We start from the raw sequence: 21,512 nt of genomic DNA, 5'->3' as shown, positions 1-21,512 counted from the left end.
TCGAGATGTCCGTACCCGCCACCACCCCTGCGCCGGTCACCGTCGCCGGTCGGTGGCGGCGAGGTTTCTCGGTTCGAGCGTTGCGCGAGTTCTGTGCCACCGAGATCGGGCGCCACGTAGTACTCGGATTCATCGGTTCGGTACTGGTCACCATCGGCAGTTTCGGTGTCGGTGACGTCCCCCGCAACAACACCTCGCTCCAGAGCATGAACCTGTCGTGGATGTACTACGGCCACGGAAGAACCCTGAGCACCATCGCTTTCTGGCTCGGTGTTGCGTTGATGGTGATCGCGTGGGTCCGGATCGGCCGCACGCTGCACGCACAGCAGGCCGGTAACGCTCAGAAGACCAGCGCCACACCCGCATCGGCCATCGGCTGGGCGTCGGTGGCCTGGTCTGCTCCCCTGCTGATCGCGATACCGCTCTACAGTCGCGACGTATACGCCTATCTCGCGCAGGGGGCGTTGCTGCGCGACGGCTTCAATCCCTACTCCGACGGTCCAGCGGTCAATCCGGGGCCGCTGGTCGATTCGATGGCGCAGGTCTGGGCGACCACCACCGCGCCCTACGGACCCGGCTTCATGGCCGTTGCCCGCGCGGTGACGGAGGTGACCGGCGACAGTCCGGTTGCCGGAGTCCTGGTGATGCGCCTGGTCTTGCTGCCCGGCCTGCTGTTGACGCTGTGGGCACTGCCCAGGCTTGCCCGCCGGTTCGGCACCAATCCGTCGATGGCCATCTGGATCGTGCTCCTCAATCCGATGGTCCTGATCCATCTGGTCGGCGGCCCGCACGTCGAACTGCTGATGATGGGTGTGTTGATCGCAGGCGTCACGCTGGTGGTCGAAGGCCGCCATGTTGCCGGGATGAGTGTGCTGGCACTGGCCACCGCGATCAAGATCACTGCCGGTGTGGCGATTCCGTTTGTCCTCTGGATCTGGCTCGCGCACATCCGCGCCGAGCGACCGGTGCGGGCGGGCGATGTGGTCCGGGTGCTGGCCTGGATCATCGGACTGGGCGCGGTGATCTTCGGTGGCCTGACACTGGTCGTCGGTCATGGATTCGGCTGGCTGCTCGGGTTGACCTGGGCCGACAAGATCATCAACTGGCTGACGATCCCCACCGCGGTGGCTCATCTGATCACCTTCGCCGCTTCACCATTCACGGCGCTGCCGCTACTACCGGTGCTCGATGTGGTCCGCACCGTCGGGTCGGTCATCATGGCGCTGACGCTGGTGGGTCTGTGGCTGTGGTTCCGCAGATCCGAGCGGGACGCGGTCAAGGGCATGGCGTGGGCGATGTTCGCCGTCCTGCTGCTCGAACCATCCACGCTGCCTTGGTATTACACCTGGGCGCTGGTTCTGGCCGCCGCCTTCGCGATCGACAGGCGAGCCATCGTGGCGATCATCGTGTTCTCGGTGTTCCTCTTGCAGGTGTTCGGCCCCACCGACGAGATCTACATGTATGAACTCACCGACGTCCTGCTGGCGCTGGTGTTGTCCGGGTTGGCCGGGTGGTCTTTTGTGCGGGTTGATCCGCTTCGATTACGCCGGTTGATCCGAGGGAAACCGGCACCCGTCCCCGCCGCCGGTGCCACCGAAGACCTGTCATGACCGAAGATCTCAGCGCCGCGTACGAACACTGTCGTCAGCTGGCCAAAGTTCACGGCCGCACGTATTACGCCGGTACCCAACTGCTTTCGAAAGACAAGCGCAACGGTGTGTACGCGCTGTACGGATTTGCGCGGATGGTCGACGACATCGTCGACAACGAAACGGGACCAGACCGTCTCACCCGCCTGGATCTGATCGAATCCGATCTTGCCGCGGCCCTCGCCGACCCGGCGTACCGGCCAGACCTACCAGAAGTGCTGGCGGTCGCCGATACCGCGACCACCTACTCGATCGACCACCGCTACTTCGGAGCTTTCCTTCGCTCGATGCGAATGGACCTGCCCGAGAGCCCACTTCATGTCAGCCGCTACCGGAGCATGGAGCAACTGCGGGACTACATGTACGGGTCGGCCAGCGTGATCGGCCTCGAGTTGCTCCCGATCCTCGGGACGGTTGTCCCGGTGTCGGAGGCGACCGGATCAGCACGTTCGCTCGGAGACGCGTTCCAGCTCACGAACTTCATCCGCGACCTCGGCGAGGATCTCGACCGCGACCGGATCTATCTCCCCACCGACGAACTCGCCGCATTCGGCGTCGACGAATCGATGCTGCGCCGGTGCCGTAGGACCGGACAGGTCCCACCCGAATTACGCCGGGCCCTGGCACATCTGATCGCGGTGACCCGCGCCGAATACCGCCTCGCCGAACCCGGCATAGAACACCTGACGCCGACCAGCCGTCCCGGGATCCGCGCGGCGTTCACCATGTACCGGGCCATTCTCGACGAGATCGAGGCGAGCGACTACCGCATACTGACCCAGCGTGCCGTGGTCCCCCGGCGCAAACGCCTGACCCACATCGCCGCAGCACTCACCGTCCGACGCTGACGATCGTCACCGGGTTCGCGGTCTCAATTGAGATCAATCTCGGCATTGGCCGCTGCCTCGATCCAGTCGATCGCCTCATCGGTCAGTTCCGACGAACCGTCCACGGACTCTCCGTTCCACCAACCGGGGTCTGTCCCGCCACTCGCGCGAAGAATATCGGCGAGCACTGGCTGATCGAGCGGTTCACCATTGTGTTCGATCAACCAAGACTGTGTTTCAGGTGTGAGTTTCGGCCATGACTCTGCGATGTCCATGGAATCGATCTTGCCGCGAGCGGGGGTCCGGGCGCATCAGGAACAACCCTGAATTGCGGACCGGACCTGCGCGCTTCGCCGCCGCATCCGAGAATGGCCAAACTGTGTCAGACCGGCCGGGCACAATGTGGTCCAACCCCATTCGCGCACGGAGAGGAACTGATGTGGCCACAGACACCCCGCCACCCCGTACCGGTTCGTCCGAAAAGGAAGTGCTGGTGGGCTTTCTGGACTATCTGAGGGTGTCCGCGGCCTCGAAACTCCTCGGAGTTTCCGAGACCGTAGCCCGGGCACCTGCAGTTCCGAGCGGCACGAACCTGATCGGTCTTCTGCGTCACCTCACCTATGTCGAACGAGCGATCTTTCTCGAAGTGAAGGTCACGAACTGGAAGTCCACGTTCACCGCAACAGATTCGGACACAGTCGATTCGATCATCGAGGCGTACCACGACGCCACCGAGCAAGCCAACGCTGTCATCGCCACCTACACCGACCTTGCCAAACCCGCACCGATCGCACCCGGTCGAACATCGGCGCCCTCGATGCGATGGGCGCTGACCCACATGATCGAGGAGACCGGACGCCACGCTGGCCACCTGGACATCATCCGCGAGCAGCTCGACGGCCAGACCGGGCGATAGATGGAGGTTGAGCAAACCCGTGCGCGGTGACGACGAGAACGCTGACGACTCCGGTCAAATCGTGACCGCACGGCTGATTCTGCGTACATGGCAGCCCGCTCACCGCGGTCCATTTGCCGAACTCCACGCCGACCCGGCGGCAATGGCCGACCACGGCGGCCCGATTGACCGTGCCGACAGCGATGAGAAGTTCGACCGGTACGTCGATGCCCAGCGCCGGCACCAAATCTCCCGGTGGGCCGTGGAAAGCCCAGGCGGCGACTTCCTCGGCTATTGCGGCGTGATGCCACGGATGGCGAGCGACCACCCGTTGGGTCAACACTTCGAGGTGGGGTGGCGATTCTTCGCGGAGGTTTGGGGACACGGCTACGCCACCGAAAGCGCCCGTGCGGCATTGCATCACGCACTTCATGTGCGGTGTATTCGGGAAATCCTCAGCTACACGGCACCCGCCAACACTCGCTCACAGGCGGTCATGGAACGCCTCGGACTGACACGACAACCTCTCCGCGACTTCACGCACGGATACTCGGGCGAGTCATGGCACGGACTGGTCTGGTCGATCCCACCACATTGGACGTCCGAAGTAAGAACATAGAGCCAGTAGGAGTTTCGAAAGATGGTGGAGTGAAAGAGATCAACATGATCGCCAGCTGCACCGACCCGGTACCCGTCGCCGAATTGCGGTGGGCCTGGGCCCGCGAGTCCGACGCAACAGTTCCCCCATGGTCCACCGATGAAGCATTCACAGAATTGACAGCCGAGTGGATGCACGCGCCGTTTCGAACCGTCTGGGTGGCATTCAACGCAAGCGCGCCCGTCGGGATGGTCTGCATGACCGAGTACACACGCATGCCAAGTCCTCGAGCAGCAGCATCGGGATCATGGGGATATCTCGGCCATCTGTTTGTGCAACCAGAACGACGTGGAAGTCACATTGGCCGCGACCTGGTCATGCAAGCACTCGAATACGCGGACGGGCAGGGCTTCAGCAAGGTTGTCCTCTCCCCGTCCGTCCCTTCGATCCCCCTGTACACCCGATGTGGGTTCTCGATCGAGAACAACCTGATGGTGCGTCAGGCGAAAACCTGATGACCGTAGCGAAAACGAAGGTGAGCATGAAACCAGGAGGCGACGTGACGTCGGCCGGTTACCAAGCAGCAGTGCAGTTCTATGCCGATAGCACGCCGCCGCTCGGTGAGCATCTGACCGCGTATCTCGATCGAGTTGCCGTTGAAGTGGGGTCCGGCGGGTTCATATTGGAACTCGGCAGCGGCCCAGGCTGTGCAGCGAAGTACCTCGAGAGCAAGTACCTGCGTGTGCGACGCACTGACGCCGCACCGGCTTTCGTCGAGATGATGCGCGCAGACGGTCACCACGCCGATGTACTCGACATTCGCAGTGATGCCTTCGGCGGCCCGTACGACGCAATCCTGGCCACCGCCGTCCTGCTGCACCTGACCGGGGACGAGTTCGAGAACGTCCTGCAGCGAGCCAAATCCGCGATCGCACCTGACGGAGTACTCGCGTTCACGATCAAGAGAGGCAACGGATCAGCCGGGAGGACGGCAAAACTCGGCGGGCCCCGGCAATTCACCTACTGGCGCGAATCCGAGATACGCGACGTTCTGGCCCGAACCGGATGGACACCTGTTCTGCTCGATCAGGTCGATCTCGACGAACCTTGGATCTTTGTCGTCGCCACCTCGTCCGCCCCTACCCCGCCCTGGGGGTGACACCGTCGCGCCTGACTGCACACAAATGCCATCGAGGAGGCCGGATGTGACCTGGCGCCACGATGTGTGTGCACGCACCGCCCGCCGGTGGCAGGCGCGAACAGGACCTACGTCAGAAGGCTTCGGCCTGCGCGCGGCGGATCATCTCGCGGGCCGAGTGCCCGTGCAGTGCCTGAGCGGGCGTGATGCCCAGGTCTTCTTGGACAGTGAACAACCACCGCATGATCTCGTCACGGCTGAAACCACTGTCGAACAGGACTTCGATCAGTCCGGAAAGGTGTTTGACGATGTCAGAACCATCGAAGAACAACTCCGGGATCGCGATCTGTTCGTCGCGGCGAACCGCGAGCAACTGATGCGAGGTGATCATGTTGAGGACTTTGCTGTTGGAAAAGCCCATTCGGGAGGAAACCTGAGAGACCGACAAGACGTCGACGTCAGCAGGAAGAGTGTCTGGAGAAAGCGGTACGGAACCCACGGTCAAGAGGGTACCGAGCAAGTGGTCAAACCGTCGAATCACAGCCCGTGCTGCTCTGCTCGACCGCGCCGTGACCGATTCTCGATCCCACATCGCTAATGTGGACTCGGTTCGACATCTCCACCTCAATTTCCACCCCCATCACGAAAGGCTTCGACACGGTGAACGCTCCCTCCGACGTGCTTTTGGGTGCGCTCCTGGAGCGCAGATACCGCATCGATGCGCTCATCGCCCGCGGCGGTATGTCCAGCGTCTATCTCGGCATGGACCTACGACTGGACCGGCCCGTTGCCGTCAAGGTGATGGACCCGCGGTTCTCGGCCGATCCCCAGTTCCTGGCCCGTCTCGAGTTCGAGGCCCGCTCGGTGGCCCGACTGAAAGATCCGGGCCTCGTTCCGGTGTACGACCAGGGTGCCGACGGCGACTACGCCTTCCTGGTGATGGAACTCGTGGAGGGTGGCACGCTCCGAGAGCTACTGCGTGAACGCGGGCCGATGCCACCTCACGCCGTCAACGCGGTGACGGCACCGATCCTCAATGCTCTGGGTGTGGCCCACCGCGCCGGCCTGGTCCACCGCGACGTCAAACCGGAGAACGTCCTGATCTCCGACGAGGGCGAAGTCAAGGTTGTCGACTTCGGACTGGTCCGGGCAATCGCCGCAGCGGGCATCACGTCCAACAGCGTCATCCTGGGCACCGCGGCCTACCTCTCCCCCGAACAGGTCGAGACGGCCTCGGCCGATGCCCGCTCCGATGTCTACTCGACCGGCATCCTCGTATTCGAAATGCTCACCGGCAAAACGCCGTTCAACGGCGATACCGCCCTCGGACTGGCATACCAGCGACTCAACAACGACGTGCCGCCGCCGAGTTCACTCATCGCCGGCGTCCCACCCGAGTTCGACGAGTTCGTGCTCACCGCGACGGCCCGCGACCCGCAGGACCGCTACCGCGACGGCTTTCACATGCGCGAGGTCCTCGATGAGATCGCCGCCGACCTGGAACTGCCGCCGTTCACCGTGCCCGCCCCTACCCGATCCGCCGAACGCGACACGATGGTCGCCTTCCGCGACCAGAAGATGGCGCCGCCCGCCGATCCCGACAGGACCGACCCGATCCGGGCGGCGGTCCCACCGGCACAACCCCCCACCGGCCGCAATCCCACCCGCATCCAGACATTGCCACCCGACACCCGCGCGCCCTCTCAGGACCCACCCGGTCAACCACCGGCCGATCCGGGGCAACCGCCCGAGCACCATCCGACGTCGGCGGTGCTCGGTCCACATGCGACCGACTACGCGGAACGTCGTCGCAAATCCCGGCGCACCACCCTGATCTGGATGCTGGTCGTCGTGCTGATCGCCGCACTCCTCGGAGTTGGTGGCTGGTGGCTGGGTTCTGGCCGATTCGCCACGGTTCCGGATACGAACGGCATGGATCGGGTTGCTGCCACCGAGGCCATCGAGGACGCCGGACTCGGCGTGGTGGACGACCCGACATTCCACAACGAGATCCCGGTCGACGAGGTGATGTCGGTCGAACCCGCCCCTGGCACCCGCGTCAGCCGGTTTTCCGATGTGACACTTGCCTATTCGGTCGGTCAGCCGAAGGTTCCGGACGTGAATTCGGGGACCTCGCTCCCCGAGGCCGAAAAGTTGCTGCGTGAACACACGCTGGTGCCCGAGGTGACCCGTCAGCAGTACAGCGCCACCGCCCCGAAAGGTGCGGTCGTGTCGCTGACGCCAAACTCGGGAACAACCGTCCCGGTTGGCAGTACCGTGCAGATCACCACAAGCCGTGGCCCCGAACCCGTTTCGGTCCCGGACGTATCCGGGCGGGATCAGGCCGAGGCCACCAAGCTCATCAAGGGCGCCAAGCTCAAACCCGGTTCGGTGACCACCCGCTTCAGCCCGGACATCAACGGCGGCGACGTGATCGGCACCGAACCGGCGGCCGGAACGCTGGCAGAACCCGGCAGCACGGTCACCCTGGTGGTCTCCGACGCGATCATCGTGCCGGATGTGTCCGGCAAGACTCCCGCCGACGCCCGTCGGACCCTGCAGGACGCCGGTCTGATCGCCGAGGACGGTGGAACGTCCACCGATGGAAAAGCGAAGGCAGGCACCATCACAACGGCCAGCCCGGCATTCGGTGCGCGCGTGGATCCACGCAATCCGGTGGTGAAGATCTTCATCTCCGATGCGGTGTCGGTACCCGACGTCACCGGGGACACCGTCGGCACCGCCAAGAAGAAGCTCTCCGAGGCCGGACTCGAAGTGAACAGTCGCGGTCTGACCGGTTCGAACATCTCGATTGTGGTCAGCCAGAGCCCAGGTGGCGGAAACCGGGTCAAGACGGGCTCCACCGTCGACATCACATCGATACCCTGACCGACGTCGATCTCGAACAGACCCCGTACAGGCTCTCCTCACGCAGCATGTCTTGGCAGTGCCGGTGCGTGGTCGGAGAACCTGTACGGATCGGTCCGGAACGGATCAGCCTCGGAGCATCTCCGCGACCAGGAAGGCCAGTTCCAGCGACTGCTGGGTGTTCAGCCTTGGGTCGCAGGCGGTTTCGTAGCGTCCCGACAGATCCAGATCGGAGATGTCCTGGGCGCCACCGAGACATTCGGTGACATCTTCACCGGTCAGTTCGATGTGGATACCACCCGGGTGGGTGCCCAGCGCGTGGTGGACCTCGAAGAATCCCTGCACCTCGTCGACGATGCGATCGAAGTGACGGGTCTTGTATCCCGTGCTCGCCTCGTGGGTGTTGCCGTGCATCGGATCGCACTGCCAGATGACCTTGTGCCCGGTGGCCTCGACGGCGGCGACGATCGGCGGCAGCACCTCGCGCACCTTGGAGTTGCCCATCCGCGCGACCAGGGTCAGACGACCGGGCACGTTGTGCGGGTCGAGACGCTTGACGTATTCGACGGCCTGTTCCGGCGTGGTGCCCGGACCGATCTTCAGGCCGATCGGATTCGAGAGCAACTCGGCAAAGGCGATGTGCGCACCGTCGAGCTGGCGGGTGCGCTCCCCGATCCAGAGGAAGTGTGCCGAGAGGTCGTAGAGCAGTTTGCCGCCCTCTGGATCCTCCGGATCGTCGGCCAGACGCAACAGGGCGCGCTCGTAGTCGAGCACCAGCGCCTCATGTGAGGCGTAGATGTGTGCTGATTCGAGATTCGAGTCGCGCACACCGCAGGCATCCATGAACTTGAGACCACGGTCGATCTCCGCGGCGAGTGCCTCATAGCGGGCACCGGCCGGTGAGGTCCGGACGAACTCCTGGTTCCAGTCGTGCACCCGATGCAGGTCAGCATGACCGGCACCGGACAGCGCCCGGACCAGGTTCATCGCGGCGCTGGCATTGGCGTACGCCCGAACCAGCCTGGAAGCATCGTGCTCTCGCACCGCCTCGTCGGGCAGGAACCCGTTGACCATGTCACCGCGGTACGACAGCAATCCGAGAGCATCGGTGTCGGACGAACGGGGTTTGGCGTACTGCCCGGCGATGCGGGCGACCTTGACGACCGGCAGGCTGGCGCCGTACGTCAGCACCACGGCCATCTGCAGCAACGTGCGGATGTTGCCCTTGATGTGAGGTTCGGTGTTGTCGGCAAACGTCTCGGCGCAGTCACCGCCCTGCAGCAGGAACGCACGACCCAGCGCCACCTCGGCGAGCTGAGCCTTGAGCTCCTCGACCTCGTTCGGCAGACAGATCGGTGGCACGCTCTCCAGGACGGTCCGCATGGCGCGGGCCTTGTCCTCAGGCCAGCTCGGCTGCTGCAACGCCGGTCTGCTGATCGCATCGGCAAAGCGCTCGGCCAGGTCGCCGGGCAACGGCGGAAGCTCGGGAAGTTCATTCAGCGGAACATCTACGGTCCAATTCACCACCCCAACAGCCTAATGCCCTCGGAGCACGAGATGAACGGCGAGGTCACACGCGCGGTGTACCCAGCGCAGCCTCGATGGCCAGCCACTTGTTGAGATTGTGCCGGGCGTCAGCGAGCGCGTCGTGCGCATCCTTGGGTGCGGCGGGCAGTTCCGTGCGTCCGTTGAGTTCCCAGTGCTGCCGCAACTCGCGGGTATAGCGCGGCATCTCGCGCGGTAACGCGGTCATAGGACCCCAGAGCTGACAGAGAACCACATGGTCGTAGGCACCGACCCAGGCCCAGAGCTCGATCGTGCCTTCGCCCTCGTTCAGGAAGTCGAAGAGGTCGCTGCGGATCCGCGACCGTCCGCGCCAGGCCTTCGACGCCGGCGACGGCAGCTTGGGAAGAACATTCGCCCGGACCCACGGTCCGGCCTTATCCGGATTGAACTCGGTTGACACTGCATAGAATTCGCGGCCGTCTTCGGCCACCATGCCGATCGACACGAGATCGATGGTGTGGCCGTCCTCGATGAACTCGCAGTCGTAGAAGTAACGCACCGCCGGGCTCAGGCGGCCGGCGAGGTGGAGGCGGGCGGCTCGGCAGGCTTGTCCTTGAGGGACGCGGCGTACACGTCCACGTACTGCTGACCACCGAGGCGCATGAGTTCGTACATGATCTCGTCGGTGACGGCGCGCTCGATGAAGCGGTTGCCCTCCATGCCCTCGTACCGACTGAAGTCGAGCGGCTTGCCGATCTTCACGGTGATCCTGGCCGGACGCGGCACCGTGGTCCCGGGCGGATTCAGGTCGCTGGTACCGACCATCGCGACCGGGATCACCGGCACACCACATTCCATCGCGATCCGGGCCAAGCCCGTCTTGCCCTTGTAGAGGCGACCGTCGGGCGAACGGGTGCCCTCCGGATACATCGCCATCAGATCACCGGCATCGAGCTTGCGCTTGGCCGCAGACAGGGCGCCAGACGCCGCGTCGGCCCCGGTGCGATCGATCGGGATCTGGCTCGACGCGGTGAAGAACCAGCGTTGGAAGGCACCCTTGGCGCCCGTTCCGGTGAAGTATTCACTCTTGGCCAGAAAGTACATCCGGCGCGGAACCATCAGCGGCAGGTAGAAGCTGTCGACGACGGCCAGGTGATTGCTCGCCAGGATCGCCGGACCCTTGACCGGAATGTTCTCCACGCCTTCGACTTTCGGCCGTCCGATGACCCGGAGGAACGGTCCCATCAGGATGTATTTGAAGACCCAGTACCACATGTCTTCCCACTCTCTGACGAGCCACGAACTCCCCGCCGCTGTTTACCGAAAACCGAATACGACTGCAAACTTTACCCACCCGGCCGGGGCAGCGTCATCGCCCCGATGCGGGACGCGTCATTTCGGCCGCTTCGGTGCGCGCGACCTGGGCGGCACCGATCATCCCGGCGGCCTCCCCGAGCTGCGTGCCGCGGATCCGGGCCATGCGGCGATGTCCGGCACCGGTGAGCAACGCCGAATAGTGCTCGCGCGCCTCATCGAGATACAACCCGGCCGACGACCCCACCCCACCGGCGATCACCACCAGGTCCGGATCGAACACGTCGCAGACCATTGCCAGCCCCAGCCCCAGCCAGCGCGCGAAATCTGCGAACGCCGCCAGCGCCAGTGCATCTCCGTCATGCGCCGCGGCAGCGATCCGGCGACCGGTCAGCGAGCCCGGATCCTCCATGATCTCGCGGGCGAGTTGACTGTTCCAGTCACCACCATCGGCGATCATCTCGACGACGGTGTCGACCAGAGCCGTACCGCTGCAATATCTTTCCCAGCACCCGTACTTGCCACACGAGCACGGCCGACCGTCGGGCATCACACGCAGATGCCCCAATTCGGGTGCCACCCCGAAACTGCCCCGATAGATTTCTCCGTCGATCAGGAACGCGGCACCGATGCCGGTACCGATCGTGACGACCACAGTGTTGCGCCCCCGGCCCGCACCGAAGTGATACTCGGCCACCGCGGCAGAGTTGGCGTCGTGTTCGAGGAAGACCGGTAGCCCGACCCGCTTGCTCATGTCTTCGGCGACCCGCGCCTCGCGCCACGGCAGATGCGGCGAGAAACGAATGGTCTGTCGATCAGCGGTCAGAAAGCCCGCCACCGCCAATCCCACCGCGCTCACGCTCCACCGGCTTGTCAGCTCCGCCACGGCGCGATCGAGTGCGGACTGAAGGGCCGCTTCGGTGCCCGGCGTCGGCGCCCGGAACGTGTCGTGAACCCGTCCGAGTTCGTCGACCACCGCAGCCCTGATACTCGTTCCACCGATGTCGATCCCGATCGCCAGTTCCCCGCCGACGGCGCCACCGAGGCGGATCGGACCGGACGCCCCCGCGCTCACCCGCCGCCCGTCGGCGGATCTTCCGGAGAGTCGAAGTGCACCGTGATCGGCTCGTAGGGATGTTCGCGCCATCCACCTTCGCCTGCCGATGCGGCGGCAGCGGGCCCAGGCGTCGAACCCATCACGTGTTCGAGTGCCTCTTGGATGGCCTCGAGGATCGCGATCAGTTGACCGAGCATCTGCCAGATCAGCTCGCCGGCCTCTTCGACGAGGATCTCCAGCGTGGTTCGGATCTGTGCGGAGAAATCGCTCGGCGCGCCCGCGCCGTCACCGGCCGTACCTCCCCTACGGGGTCCGGATTCGCCTCCGAGCAGGCCCGCCGCAAGGAGGTCGACCTTCTCGAGCAGGCCGACAAGCAGGACCCGCCACGCGTCTGAGTCTCCCCCGGATCGAGATCCGCCTGGCGAGCCGTCGTGCTGTTGGTCCACTCGGCCCTTCTCTCGGTTGGAACTGACTCATCGGCCACGAAATCGTGCGGTGCCCGCCATTCTTACGTATCTATGACTGACTCGGCCACAGATCAGGATCGGGCCGGAACCGCACGGTCATGAACCCATCATCCCAATGAGCGCCCACCACCACGCACCGGCGTAGCACCGAAGGCAATCGGACCCGTTGCCGGACGCCGCTGACGGTGACCATCAAGTCGTCTCCACTACGGCCCAATCGGAGGCCGGACGGGTCGGGCAGCGACTGCCGCCACCGCATCCGATACACCGAATCGACACCGGTCCCCGACTCCCGGGCCACGTCGGCGGCCCGCGGGCCGACCGGACTCATCGGCCGAGCCTCCAGTGACGCCCCGAGCTCACGCATTCGGATCACTGAATCAATGGGTTCAGAAAGCCAAGGAAGGCAAATCAATTCGGCCTCGCCACCGATCTCCCGCAGCTGTTCGACGCAGGCGCGCTGATCGGCGGATTTACGGGCGAACCAATCCGCTGTCGATTTCGCGGCCGCACCTGTCTCCGGCATCAGCCGGTTGACCAGAACAGAGGTCAACGGCAGACCCATCACTTGCAGCACGGCCTGGTACCGGCGAGCTGCCAGCACTCCGTGGTCGTCGGCCCCGACCACCAGGTGGGCGCTGACCCCCGAAGAATCGAACAGCAGGTCATCGATGTCGGAACAATCGCGGATCAGGGCATCGAGTACCGCGACCACACGCGCGATCCGGGTGTTGTCGGTCGCCGCACCCAGCCGACGATGGCGGGGCCAGAGTCGCTCGATGGTGTCGGCCACCATCTGCGGGACGCGGAACAGTTCGAATGCGTCGGTCGCACCGGATGTGTCGACGACCACGCGTGACCACTGACCTGAGGCCGCCTCATCGCGGATACGTCGCAACGCGAGGAGCGATTCCACCCCCGGCATCCCGAGGATCTCTTCGGGATCCAGGCCCGCCAGCACCGCTTCGGATCCGGGGACCGCGGTACCGGTCAACGCCCCGGTGGCCAGTGCGTCCCGGATCGTGCCCCAGGTGTCCGCCAGCATGGCGAGCGTGTCGAGCTCCAGGAGGTCGACCTGTTGCGAGGCCGGAATCGTCTGGCCCGGAACAGAAAACACTCCGAAGATCCCGGACATGACATGAAACCGGTCCAGCGACACGACCAGTGTCTTACCGCGGCGGCCAGATTCGGACCGACCGTCGCCGGATCGACGCGCACCTACTGCACCGGCGGCGGCGACCGTCGACGTTCCGGTGCCACCCGGTCCCAGGACGAGGTGGATGGGCGCTAGATCGATCAGTCTTCGACCCTCTTCTTGAGTTCCTTGAGTGCGGCGTCGGTGATCGCTTTCTCGGCGCGACGTTTGAGTGCCCCGATCATCGGGATTGCCAGATCCACCGTCAACTCGTAGGTCACCTTTGTCGAGCCGGGCGCCTGCTGCACAAGCGAATACCGTCCGTGCTGGGCGGTCTGCAGTTCGCTGGTGATCAAATCCCAGGTGACCGAATACCCGTCGGTGGACCAGTCATAGCTGAGCTCGTACCTGTCCTTGAGGACACCGGCGTCGAGGACGAACCGCACGTGCTCGGCGCGGCCGTCGGCACCGGACTTCACGACCTCGACCTCACGAGCCGCCGACACCCATTGCGGATACTTCTCGAAGTCGGCGATCACCGCCATGATGTTCTCGGCGTCGGCGTTGATGACGATCGATTGCTCAGTGCGGTCGGTCATCTTCCGGCTCCGTGTCCGTCCAGAACCAACGCTGCCGCCGCCGGCCCCCCGACATGACGCTCCCGCTCGAGCCGGTCCTTGACCTCAAAGGCCATCGCCCGCCCGGCAACCCGTCGCCGGTGATTGAGTTTGGCCACCGCGTCCATGCGGGCCCGCGGCTGCGTGGGAAGCTCGCCGGTCGGTTCGGCATGCAGAAAGTAGTGCATCACAAAGCCGTCGAGCACCGGCTCGAGCCAGAGCTCGCTGGTACCGGCAAACGGGCCTGCCACGGTCCAGCGCACGCCCTGCTCCGCCCGATCCTCGACAACGGTCAGTCGCAGGTCGGGCCACCAACGACGCCAGTTTTCGCGGTCGGCAATCACCGCCGTCGCGCTCTCGGGTGGCGCCGCGATGAATGTCTCATCGGCAACCTGAATGCTGGTCACCGCAATAGCTTCACATATCGGCTTCGCGACCCGACCACAAACCCTGCCTTGACCCCGCAGCGCCGCCCCTGTGCGGTCACAGCAGATGCCCCAGACGGCTTGCCATGTGCTCCCATTTCCAGCGGGAACACACCCACTCGCGCCCGGCACGACCCATTGCCTCGCGCAGCTCCGGGTTGCCCAGAACAGTTGTCAGGGCCTGAGCGACCTGCGATACCGAACGTCCGTCCACCACCAGCCCGGTCTCGCCCTCGCGGACGGTCTCGGGTGCGCCGCCTGAGTCGCCCGCGATCACCGGCACCCCGGTCGCCGAGGCCTCGAGATACACGATGCCGAGGCCTTCGACGTCCAATCCACGGCCCCGCGTGCGGGCAGGCATCGCAAAAACATCCGCGATGTTGTGGTAACTCGCCAACTCCTCGGCCGCGACCGAGCCGGTGAACAGGACATGGTCGGCCATGCCGGTCTCGGCCGCCAGCTCACGAAGTCGTTTCGCATAGGGCCCGCCGCCGACGATCACCAGGGTGGCCCCCTCGATCGCTTCGCGGACCTGCGGCAGTGCCCGGATCAGCACGTCCTGCCCCTTACGCGGGACGAGCCGTGACAGACACAGGATGGTCGGCGCGTCGCCAAGCCCGAGTCGCTCCCGAAATGCCTGGCGCGCAACCGGGTCCGGCGCGAACCGGTCGACATCGACACCGGGCGGCAGATGCTCCAGCGCCGCCTGCGGGCCGAATGCGGCGGCAAAACGGGCCCGCGTGTACTTGCTCACGTAGGTGATCACGTCGGTGTTGCGGCCGATCATGCCAAGTGTCTGGCGGGCGACGGGCAACATCGACCAGCCCACCTCATGACCATGGGTACTGGCGACCACCCGACTGGCGCCGGCCCGGCGAACCGCACCGGCCAGCGTCGCCAGCGGCGCTGCCGCACCGAACCACACGGTGTCCACCTGGTGCGCGCGAACCAATTCGGCGGCCCGATGGGCAACCACGGGCGTCGGCAGCATCAACGTGGTCGGATGCCGGACCACCTCATAGGGCTGCTCAGCATCGAAGCGGATATGACTGTCCCCACGCCAGCGAGGCGCATAGACGACGATGTCGCCGGCCGGAAGCCGATCGACCAGATTCTGTAGGTACGACTGGATACCCCCTTGCCGGGGTGGAAAGTCGTTGGTGACCAACAGGGTCCGGTGCATCAGCTCACCGTATCTGCGCGGTGAGCCAATCGCGCCATTGCCGCACCAGTTCTTCGCGCGAGATCCTCAGCACCACTGCGGACGCGGTGTCCTGGGCCGCCACCACCAGTACGGGGTCCACCGGCTGGTCGGCACCGGCAAGGGCGACGTAAAAGTTCCGGAGCTTGTCCTCGCCGAACGTCTCGGCGATGAAGGCCGCCACCGACCAGGCCGATTGGTACGACACGGCCGCATCGGGATTGCTCGGCGAGAAATCGGCATCGCTCGGCAGATCTTCCGGTGGCCCCGAGCCCGCGATCTCCGCGGCCAGGGCCGGAGCCGCCTGCGCCAGGTCCGTGTAGGTCCCGCTGCGGCCGACATACTCTGCGACGCCCTCGGTGATCCAGATGGCGGCGTTCTCCGCGGTGGCCGTGCGCGCCGCCACATGGAACACCTCGTGGCGCAAGACCACGGCCAGGTCCGCGGAATCGAGTTGCGCTGCTTGCGGAGTGAACACCACGCGCTGGCCGATGGCGGTCGGCGCGGCCCCGTCCGGTCGGTCGATCCCGGAGAACACCGTGACCGCGGCAGCGGCGTCGGCATCGCCGGGAGATGCCCCTGTCAGCGAACGGAACTCGTCGTCGGTCGCCGCGGCGACCACCCCGGCACTCTGCGGCCACTTCGTCCCCCAGAACCGGCTCACCGCAGTGACCGCGGCCGGAAGCTGCCGCGCAATCTCTTCGGTGAATCGGCGGTCGCTGCCGTTGGTGAGTACCAGCGACTCGCCGGGATCGGTTGCGACCTGCTGGGAACCGGGATCCGGGAACTGCCACACCTGACCCGGCGCCGGGGGCTCGCCGAACAGTGGTGCGGCTTCGGCGACAATCCGCCAGCCGTCGGGATATTGGGCCATGACCATCGGGATGTCCACCACCACGGCCTTGGCGTCGATACCCGCGTAGGCATATCGCAGCTGGACCGGTGCGACCCAGGAATCGACACTGCCTGCGGCGTCGAGTGTTTCCTGGATCTGCGCAGGCACCATCCGTTCGAAATCGCGACGCTCGGACAGCCGGTACTCGAAGGTCGTCAACGGCAGATCGCCGACGCCGGCGGCACTGAGCTCGGCCTGGGTGCGCAGGGCGAGGTCGGCGGACGGGTCGAGTTGTGCCAGCGCCGCGGCCGGTTCGGCATTGCGCAACGCATCGGTATAGGCCTGCAGGGTCAAGGTGACCCCGAGCGTTCGCGCCTGCTCATACGGATTTGCCGGACGCGCAGCGGGTGCGGCGGGATCTGATACCGAATCCTGGGATGAGTCACGGAAAATGACGGTGGCCGCGACCGCCACAACAGCGACAAGCACCACAGCAACGACCACCCAGATGATCCGGCGGGTCCGTGGAGCGAGGGCAGCCAATCCCTTGCGCACCGAGATGGTCAGTACCGACGGGCAGAGTTGAACGGGCCGCCCTTGTCGACCGGGACAACCGCCACGGGCACACCGAAGGTCGACGCGTGGATCACGTACCCGTTGCCGATGTACATGCCCACGTGGGTTGCGTCGGGGTAGTAGATGATCAGATCGCCTGGACGCATGTCGTCGCGGGATACCTGGGTTCCACCGGCCAATTGGGCCTGGCTCGACCGCGGCAACGTCTTACCGGCCTGCTTATATGCCCAGACCATCAGTCCCGAGCAATCGAACTGGTCGGGGCCGGTGGCGCCCCAGACGTACGGATCGCCGACCCGGGTCATCGCCGCACGGACCGCGACCACTTCAGGGGCGGTGCCCGCCGGCAGCAGCTTCGGGTCGAAGTCGACGCTCCCACCGGCGAGTTCGGCGAGCTGCTTGCCGGTGAGTGCCTGATACATGGCCCGGATCTCGGTCGCCTTGAAGACGCGCTCACTCTGCTGGGCCTGCAGGTCGGCGCTGGTCTTCTCCGCGGTGGCCACGGCGGCTTCGGCCTTGAGCTTGGCATCAGACGCGGCCTTCTCGGCATTCTCTGCCTTGGTCTTCGCGGTCGTGAACCTCTTGACGTCCTCGACGGTCTGCCGCGAGATCATCTCCAGGCCGGCCATCTGATCGAGGAGCGACTGCGGCGAATCACTGACCAGCACCGCGTAGAGACGGTTGACCCGCGCACCCTTGTAACTGGCGGTGACGAGCGCATCAACTGCGCCCTGGAGACCTTCGGCCTGCTCGTCGAGTGCCGCGAGGTTGGCCACGGCCGCCTCGGTGTCCTTGGTCGCCGTCGCAACGGCCTCGCGCTGCTTGCCCAGTTCGATGGTGGCCGTGTGGATCGCCTCGGTGGCCTGCTCGGCTTCACGCCCGAGTTTCGTGTAATCGGCGAGCATCACGTCGGGGCTCTGCGGGGCAGGCTCGGCACTTGCCTGCGCACCGGCGCCCAGCGTGACCGCCAACGCCACGACCACTCCGGCAACGGCAGTCCGCATCACGGCGGCATATCCCTCACGCACCACGACTTTGACAACTCCTCGTTAACCGACGTTCACAACTCTGGTCGACGGTCACCCGACGACCAATCCCCTTGCACTGCAATTGACCAACCCGGCCAGGCTACACAGCGCGCATGGGCCGACGATGTGAATCGCCAGACCTCACCCGCCGCACCGGTGGCCGGATGCCGTCGGGCGGGACCGCAAGGATGCGGACCCGCCCGATGGCCTATTCAGTTCTGGTTGCTCAGTAGTGGCGGATGTCCACGATCGACTGACCGTTGATAGCCATACGCGCGACGGGCACACCCTCGGTGGAAGAGTGCACAACTTCACCGCCACCGATGTAGATGCCGGCGTGGCCGCCACCGTTGTAGATCACGACGTCGCCGGGCTGGGCGTCCGCAGCGCTGACGCTGGTGCCTCCGCCGAGCTGGCCGTAGCTGTCACGAGGAATGGTCTGACCGGCCTGCTGATGCGCCCAGTAGACGAGACCCGAGCAATCGAAAGCACTGGGGCCGGCTGCGCCGTAGACGTACGGCGAACCGATCTTGCTGACTGCGGCGTCCGCAGCGACCTGACCGGCAGCCTTGACGGGTGCGGGTGCAGCGGCGACGCCGGGGAGAAGGTTCTCCGGCTTCAGCTCATTCGGAATCATTTCCGGGGTCACACCCGGGATGTCGAAAGTTCCGACACCGGGAACTGTCACCGGTGCGGCAAAGGCAGGCGCTGCGGCGATACCCAGGGTGCCGAGTGTGATCGAACCGGCAATGAGTGCACCGCGGGCACTCTTGGCCCCACGGCTTTCTTTGTTCAAACGATGTTTCGCCACGAAGCGAGATCTCCTTGTTTCTTCCCTATCCGCTGACCGAGTTAGCTGTCGGATTCGGGCCGGAAGATGGCCCTACCCGGTGAACCCGCAAAGTCGTTGAGACCTCAGGGTTCGATGGGATTCACCCCAAATGCGGACTTGTGGTCTGCATCAGATGGTTCCCCGGTTCACCGTGTTGGTGATTAAGCGGCGACCTCACGATTCGCTCCGGATGGAGTGAACGCTTTCGCAAGGTCTCAGAAAGGTTACGAAACCGTGGCGACGAATGTCCACCGGAAGGACGACAGAGGTCCCCCGGCGTGTCGTGTTACACAGCCCACAATTGGGGCTGATTCTGCCCCGAAAAGTGGCCCCCACCTGCGCCGGGCCTTACGCGATGATCGTGAGTGTCAGACTTCGCGAGCATGCCCGCGGCGCGGAACATCGCCACTGCATCCTCGAGGCGGGCCTCGTGATCAATAACGAATTCATCACAGCGAACTTCCGCATCCTCGCTGCTCCGGACCCCTACGGGACCCATGAAAACCGTCATCATGCAGCCGTCACACTCAACTGGACGACCCGGGCAGGTGCTGCATTCGATGAGCAATGTGATCTCCGTCTCATTGGGCCACTCATCTCGATCTCAGGGGCCCTCAGGGTTTACCCGGAGCCGAGATGAGCCGGCTTTTGTTACATCGATCGCGACGCTAGCGGCACCATCCGACAAGACATCCCGGATCTTTTACCCCGCCCCCTGCGGCCGGAAACATCTCAACGTTGTCGGAGGCTCGAACTAGTGTTCGCGACGTGAGTGTTATGAGTGGTGTTGATGAGGCTGTTGGGGCTCAGATGTCGTTTGACGACCCGACTCTGGCGCATCCGGACGACCAACCTCTGCGGGAGACAACCTTTGTTGTTGTCGACCTCGAGACCACTGGCGGCAGTCCCACCGACGATCGCATCACCGAGATCGGTGCGGTCAAGATCCGCGGCGGCGAGATACTCGGCGACTTTGCGACGCTCGTCGATCCCCAACGCGGCATTCCCCCGCATATCGTCCGGTTGACCGGGATCACCGAAGCGATGGTCTACCGGGCACCGACCATCGACCAGGTGCTCCCGGCATTCCTGGAATTCGCTCAGGATTCGGTGATCGTGGCGCACAACGCACGATTCGACGTCGGCTTCCTTCGCGCTGCCGCCACCGAACTCGGTCATCCGTGGAACTTCAACCGGGTGCTGTGCACCGTGAAGCTCGCCAGACGGGTGTTGACCCGCGAGGAGGCGCCCACGGTGAAACTCTCCGCCCTCGCCGCATTGTTCGCCGTACAGACCCGCCCCACCCACCGAGCACTCGACGACGCCCGCGCCACAGTGGAGGTACTTCACCGCTTGTTCGAGCGGGTCGGCAACCAGGGCATCCATACATATAGAGAATTGCGCGACTACCTCCCCGGGATCTCGGCAGCGACCCGCAGCAAGAGAGTCCTGTCCGATCACTTGCCTGCCGAGCCCGGTGTCTATCTTTTCCGCGGCCCGTCGGACGAAGTCCTATATATAGGGACCGCGGTCGATCTGCGGCGGCGCGTGCGCAGCTATTTCACCGGCTCGGAGACCCGCACCCGCATCCGGGAGATGGTGGATCTGGCCACCCGCGTCGATCATGTGCAATGCGCGCACCGCATCGAGGCCGGGGTCCGGGAACTGCGCCTGCTCGGCGCCCATGCCCCGCCATACAACCGCCGGTCCAAGTTCCCCCACCGCGGTTGGTGGCTCTGCCTCACCGACGAGCCGTTTCCGCGCCTGAAGGTGAGCCGCACCCCAACGACAGTGGCTCTGGGTCCGGTCCGATCGCGGACCGTCGCCTACGACATAGCCGACCTCATCTCCGAGCTCTGCGAACTTCGCACCTGCCGGACCCCGCTGCGCGCTGACGGTCTACATCAGTGTGAGGTCGGGCCAGACGGCAGGCGGATCGTCGGCGGCTGCCATGGCGCGACCGCCGAATCGGTGGACACCGACGCCTACAGCCGGCGGGCGCAGGCTGTGGCCGACCTGCTCTCCGGGCGCAGCGATGCACCCGTCGTGGCCGCGCTGGATCGACTGACCACCCTGTCCGAGGCAGAACTGTTCGAGAACGCCGCCCGCCTGCGCGACCGCCTCGATCAACTCATCGCCCATCTCGAACGCTGTCAGCGCCTCGCCGCGCTTGCCAGGATCTCCGAACTCGTGGCCGCCGCACCCGACGGGCGTGGTGGCTGGGACCTTGCCGTCATCCGTCACGGGCGCCTGGCCAGCGCCGGGGTCGCGGTCCGCGGAGTCTCTCCGATGCCGGTGGTCGAGTTGCTCGCCGCCTCGGCCGAGACCGTGATCCCCGCGACCGGACCACTCTGCGGCGCCGCGCCGGAGGAAGCCGCACTCGTCTTTCGGTGGCTCACCAGTCCTGGCGTTCGAATTGTCTGCGCCACAAGCGGATTCAGCCTCCCGAGACACGGCGCCGGACGGTGGGCGCAGTGGCGGGAACTCGTCGGTTCGGCACATCGCACCATCGATATCGATCAGACCTGATCCGGCACTAGTCTG

General features: G+C 65.0%; 22 protein-coding genes and 1 riboswitch. Of the genes, 8 read left to right on the top strand and 14 right to left on the bottom strand.

The annotated features are described in order from the left end of the window. The first annotated feature begins 5 nt into the window (after window positions 1-5). Together AC1TQG_RS27240 and AC1TQG_RS27235 are read left to right on the top strand one after the other, a co-directional pair. Window positions 6-1,610: an alpha-(1->6)-mannopyranosyltransferase A gene (locus AC1TQG_RS27240; protein ID WP_482142052.1), complete on the top strand. Its 1,605-nt coding sequence runs from the start codon at window positions 6-8 to the stop codon at window positions 1,608-1,610. Continuing rightward, window positions 1,607-2,497 (top strand): phytoene/squalene synthase family protein, encoded by an 891-nt coding sequence (locus tag AC1TQG_RS27235; RefSeq protein ID WP_482142051.1) that lies wholly within the window; start codon window positions 1,607-1,609, stop codon window positions 2,495-2,497. Before AC1TQG_RS27240 ends, AC1TQG_RS27235 begins: the two co-directional genes overlap by 4 nt. A gap of 23 nt (window positions 2,498-2,520) precedes the next feature. On the opposite strand, the gene AC1TQG_RS27230 is transcribed toward AC1TQG_RS27235, so the two are convergent. Next, window positions 2,521-2,751 (bottom strand): hypothetical protein, encoded by a 231-nt coding sequence (locus AC1TQG_RS27230; protein ID WP_482142050.1) that lies wholly within the window; start codon window positions 2,749-2,751, stop codon window positions 2,521-2,523. 164 nt (window positions 2,752-2,915) lie between these two features. Here AC1TQG_RS27230 and AC1TQG_RS27225 point away from each other — a divergent pair, with 164 nt between their 5' ends. Genes AC1TQG_RS27225 through AC1TQG_RS27210 form a run of 4 tightly spaced genes read left to right on the top strand, consistent with a single transcriptional unit; the run spans window position 2,916 to window position 5,128 of the window. Further along, complete coding sequence (locus AC1TQG_RS27225) at window positions 2,916-3,392, top strand: DinB family protein (RefSeq protein WP_482142049.1); 477 nt, start codon at window positions 2,916-2,918, stop codon at window positions 3,390-3,392. Window positions 3,393-3,399: 7 nt separating this feature from the next. Further along, complete coding sequence (locus AC1TQG_RS27220) at window positions 3,400-3,990, top strand: GNAT family N-acetyltransferase (protein ID WP_482142048.1); 591 nt, start codon at window positions 3,400-3,402, stop codon at window positions 3,988-3,990. Window positions 3,991-4,019: 29 nt separating this feature from the next. Next, window positions 4,020-4,484 carry a GNAT family N-acetyltransferase gene (locus tag AC1TQG_RS27215; RefSeq protein ID WP_482142047.1) on the top strand — a complete coding sequence of 155 codons (465 nt, stop codon included), beginning with the start codon at window positions 4,020-4,022 and terminating at the stop codon, window positions 4,482-4,484. A gap of 26 nt (window positions 4,485-4,510) precedes the next feature. Next, the gene (locus tag AC1TQG_RS27210; protein ID WP_482142046.1) at window positions 4,511-5,128 is read left to right on the top strand and encodes a class I SAM-dependent DNA methyltransferase; all 618 of its coding nucleotides are present in this window, start codon (window positions 4,511-4,513) and stop codon (window positions 5,126-5,128) included. 112 nt (window positions 5,129-5,240) lie between these two features. Here the strand turns inward: AC1TQG_RS27210 and AC1TQG_RS27205 are convergent, their stop codons facing one another. Further along, window positions 5,241-5,606, bottom strand: a complete 366-nt coding sequence (locus tag AC1TQG_RS27205; protein ID WP_482142045.1) for an Rv2175c family DNA-binding protein — start codon at window positions 5,604-5,606, stop codon at window positions 5,241-5,243. Window positions 5,607-5,767: 161 nt separating this feature from the next. Between AC1TQG_RS27205 and pknB the strand changes: the two genes are divergently transcribed. After that, on the top strand, window positions 5,768-7,996 hold the full coding sequence (pknB, locus tag AC1TQG_RS27200; protein WP_482142044.1) for a Stk1 family PASTA domain-containing Ser/Thr kinase: 2,229 nt from the start codon (window positions 5,768-5,770) through the stop codon (window positions 7,994-7,996). Window positions 7,997-8,101: 105 nt separating this feature from the next. On the opposite strand, the gene AC1TQG_RS27195 is transcribed toward pknB, so the two are convergent. The 12 genes from AC1TQG_RS27195 to AC1TQG_RS27140 all read right to left on the bottom strand — a co-directional run bounded on the left by AC1TQG_RS27195 (window position 8,102) and on the right by AC1TQG_RS27140 (window position 18,947). After that, complete coding sequence (locus tag AC1TQG_RS27195) at window positions 8,102-9,502, bottom strand: class II 3-deoxy-7-phosphoheptulonate synthase (protein WP_482142043.1); 1,401 nt, start codon at window positions 9,500-9,502, stop codon at window positions 8,102-8,104. Between the two features lie 43 nt (window positions 9,503-9,545). After that, window positions 9,546-10,040: a polyadenylate-specific 3'-exoribonuclease AS gene (locus tag AC1TQG_RS27190; RefSeq protein WP_482142042.1), complete on the bottom strand. Its 495-nt coding sequence runs from the start codon at window positions 10,038-10,040 to the stop codon at window positions 9,546-9,548. 8 nt (window positions 10,041-10,048) lie between these two features. Further along, window positions 10,049-10,756: a lysophospholipid acyltransferase family protein gene (locus AC1TQG_RS27185; protein WP_482142041.1), complete on the bottom strand. Its 708-nt coding sequence runs from the start codon at window positions 10,754-10,756 to the stop codon at window positions 10,049-10,051. A gap of 94 nt (window positions 10,757-10,850) precedes the next feature. Then, window positions 10,851-11,870, bottom strand: coding sequence for an ROK family protein (locus AC1TQG_RS27180; protein ID WP_482142040.1), 1,020 nt, complete (start codon window positions 11,868-11,870; stop codon window positions 10,851-10,853). Then, window positions 11,867-12,298 carry a hypothetical protein gene (locus AC1TQG_RS27175; protein WP_482142039.1) on the bottom strand — a complete coding sequence of 144 codons (432 nt, stop codon included), beginning with the start codon at window positions 12,296-12,298 and terminating at the stop codon, window positions 11,867-11,869. Before AC1TQG_RS27175 ends, AC1TQG_RS27180 begins: the two co-directional genes overlap by 4 nt. Window positions 12,299-12,368: 70 nt before the next feature. After that, a complete protein-coding gene (locus AC1TQG_RS27170) occupies window positions 12,369-13,589 on the bottom strand; it encodes an ArsA family ATPase (RefSeq protein ID WP_482142147.1) in 1,221 nt (406 codons plus the stop codon). Between the two features lie 26 nt (window positions 13,590-13,615). Beyond that, window positions 13,616-14,053: an SRPBCC family protein gene (locus AC1TQG_RS27165; RefSeq protein WP_482142038.1), complete on the bottom strand. Its 438-nt coding sequence runs from the start codon at window positions 14,051-14,053 to the stop codon at window positions 13,616-13,618. Further along, window positions 14,050-14,478, bottom strand: a complete 429-nt coding sequence (locus AC1TQG_RS27160) for an SRPBCC family protein (RefSeq protein WP_482142037.1) — start codon at window positions 14,476-14,478, stop codon at window positions 14,050-14,052. Before AC1TQG_RS27160 ends, AC1TQG_RS27165 begins: the two co-directional genes overlap by 4 nt. 76 nt (window positions 14,479-14,554) lie before the next feature. After that, window positions 14,555-15,679 (bottom strand): glycosyltransferase family 4 protein, encoded by a 1,125-nt coding sequence (locus tag AC1TQG_RS27155; RefSeq protein WP_482142036.1) that lies wholly within the window; start codon window positions 15,677-15,679, stop codon window positions 14,555-14,557. A gap of 4 nt (window positions 15,680-15,683) precedes the next feature. Next, window positions 15,684-17,087: a hypothetical protein gene (locus tag AC1TQG_RS27150; RefSeq protein WP_482142035.1), complete on the bottom strand. Its 1,404-nt coding sequence runs from the start codon at window positions 17,085-17,087 to the stop codon at window positions 15,684-15,686. Window positions 17,088-17,095: 8 nt separating this feature from the next. Further along, a complete protein-coding gene (locus AC1TQG_RS27145) occupies window positions 17,096-18,112 on the bottom strand; it encodes a C40 family peptidase (RefSeq protein ID WP_482142146.1) in 1,017 nt (338 codons plus the stop codon). Between the two features lie 250 nt (window positions 18,113-18,362). After that, window positions 18,363-18,947 (bottom strand): C40 family peptidase, encoded by a 585-nt coding sequence (locus AC1TQG_RS27140; protein ID WP_482142034.1) that lies wholly within the window; start codon window positions 18,945-18,947, stop codon window positions 18,363-18,365. 15 nt (window positions 18,948-18,962) lie between these two features. Further along, window positions 18,963-19,146: riboswitch (cyclic di-AMP (ydaO/yuaA leader) on the bottom strand. 599 nt (window positions 19,147-19,745) lie between these two features. Between AC1TQG_RS27140 and AC1TQG_RS27135 the strand changes: the two genes are divergently transcribed. Next, window positions 19,746-21,497: a DEDD exonuclease domain-containing protein gene (locus AC1TQG_RS27135; protein ID WP_482142145.1), complete on the top strand. Its 1,752-nt coding sequence runs from the start codon at window positions 19,746-19,748 to the stop codon at window positions 21,495-21,497. Window positions 21,498-21,512 lie beyond the last annotated feature (15 nt).

The organism is Williamsia sp. Y844 (assembly GCF_056786475.1).
The sequence above is the reverse complement of the archived record's forward strand: the minus strand, read 5'-3'. Positions and strand labels throughout refer to the sequence as shown.

Coding starts and splice junctions, on each gene's coding strand:
- AC1TQG_RS27155 (WP_482142036.1), bottom strand. CDS start 15,679: ATGCACCGGACCCTGTTGGTCACCAACGACTTTCCACCCCGGCAAGGG.
- AC1TQG_RS27185 (WP_482142041.1), bottom strand. CDS start 10,756: ATGTGGTACTGGGTCTTCAAATACATCCTGATGGGACCGTTCCTCCGG.
- AC1TQG_RS27145 (WP_482142146.1), bottom strand. CDS start 18,112: ATGCGGACTGCCGTTGCCGGAGTGGTCGTGGCGTTGGCGGTCACGCTG.
- AC1TQG_RS27210 (WP_482142046.1), top strand. CDS start 4,511: ATGAAACCAGGAGGCGACGTGACGTCGGCCGGTTACCAAGCAGCAGTG.
- AC1TQG_RS27165 (WP_482142038.1), bottom strand. CDS start 14,053: ATGACCGACCGCACTGAGCAATCGATCGTCATCAACGCCGACGCCGAG.
- AC1TQG_RS27230 (WP_482142050.1), bottom strand. CDS start 2,751: ATGGACATCGCAGAGTCATGGCCGAAACTCACACCTGAAACACAGTCT.
- AC1TQG_RS27235 (WP_482142051.1), top strand. CDS start 1,607: ATGACCGAAGATCTCAGCGCCGCGTACGAACACTGTCGTCAGCTGGCC.
- AC1TQG_RS27135 (WP_482142145.1), top strand. CDS start 19,746: ATGAGTGGTGTTGATGAGGCTGTTGGGGCTCAGATGTCGTTTGACGAC.
- AC1TQG_RS27240 (WP_482142052.1), top strand. CDS start 6: ATGTCCGTACCCGCCACCACCCCTGCGCCGGTCACCGTCGCCGGTCGG.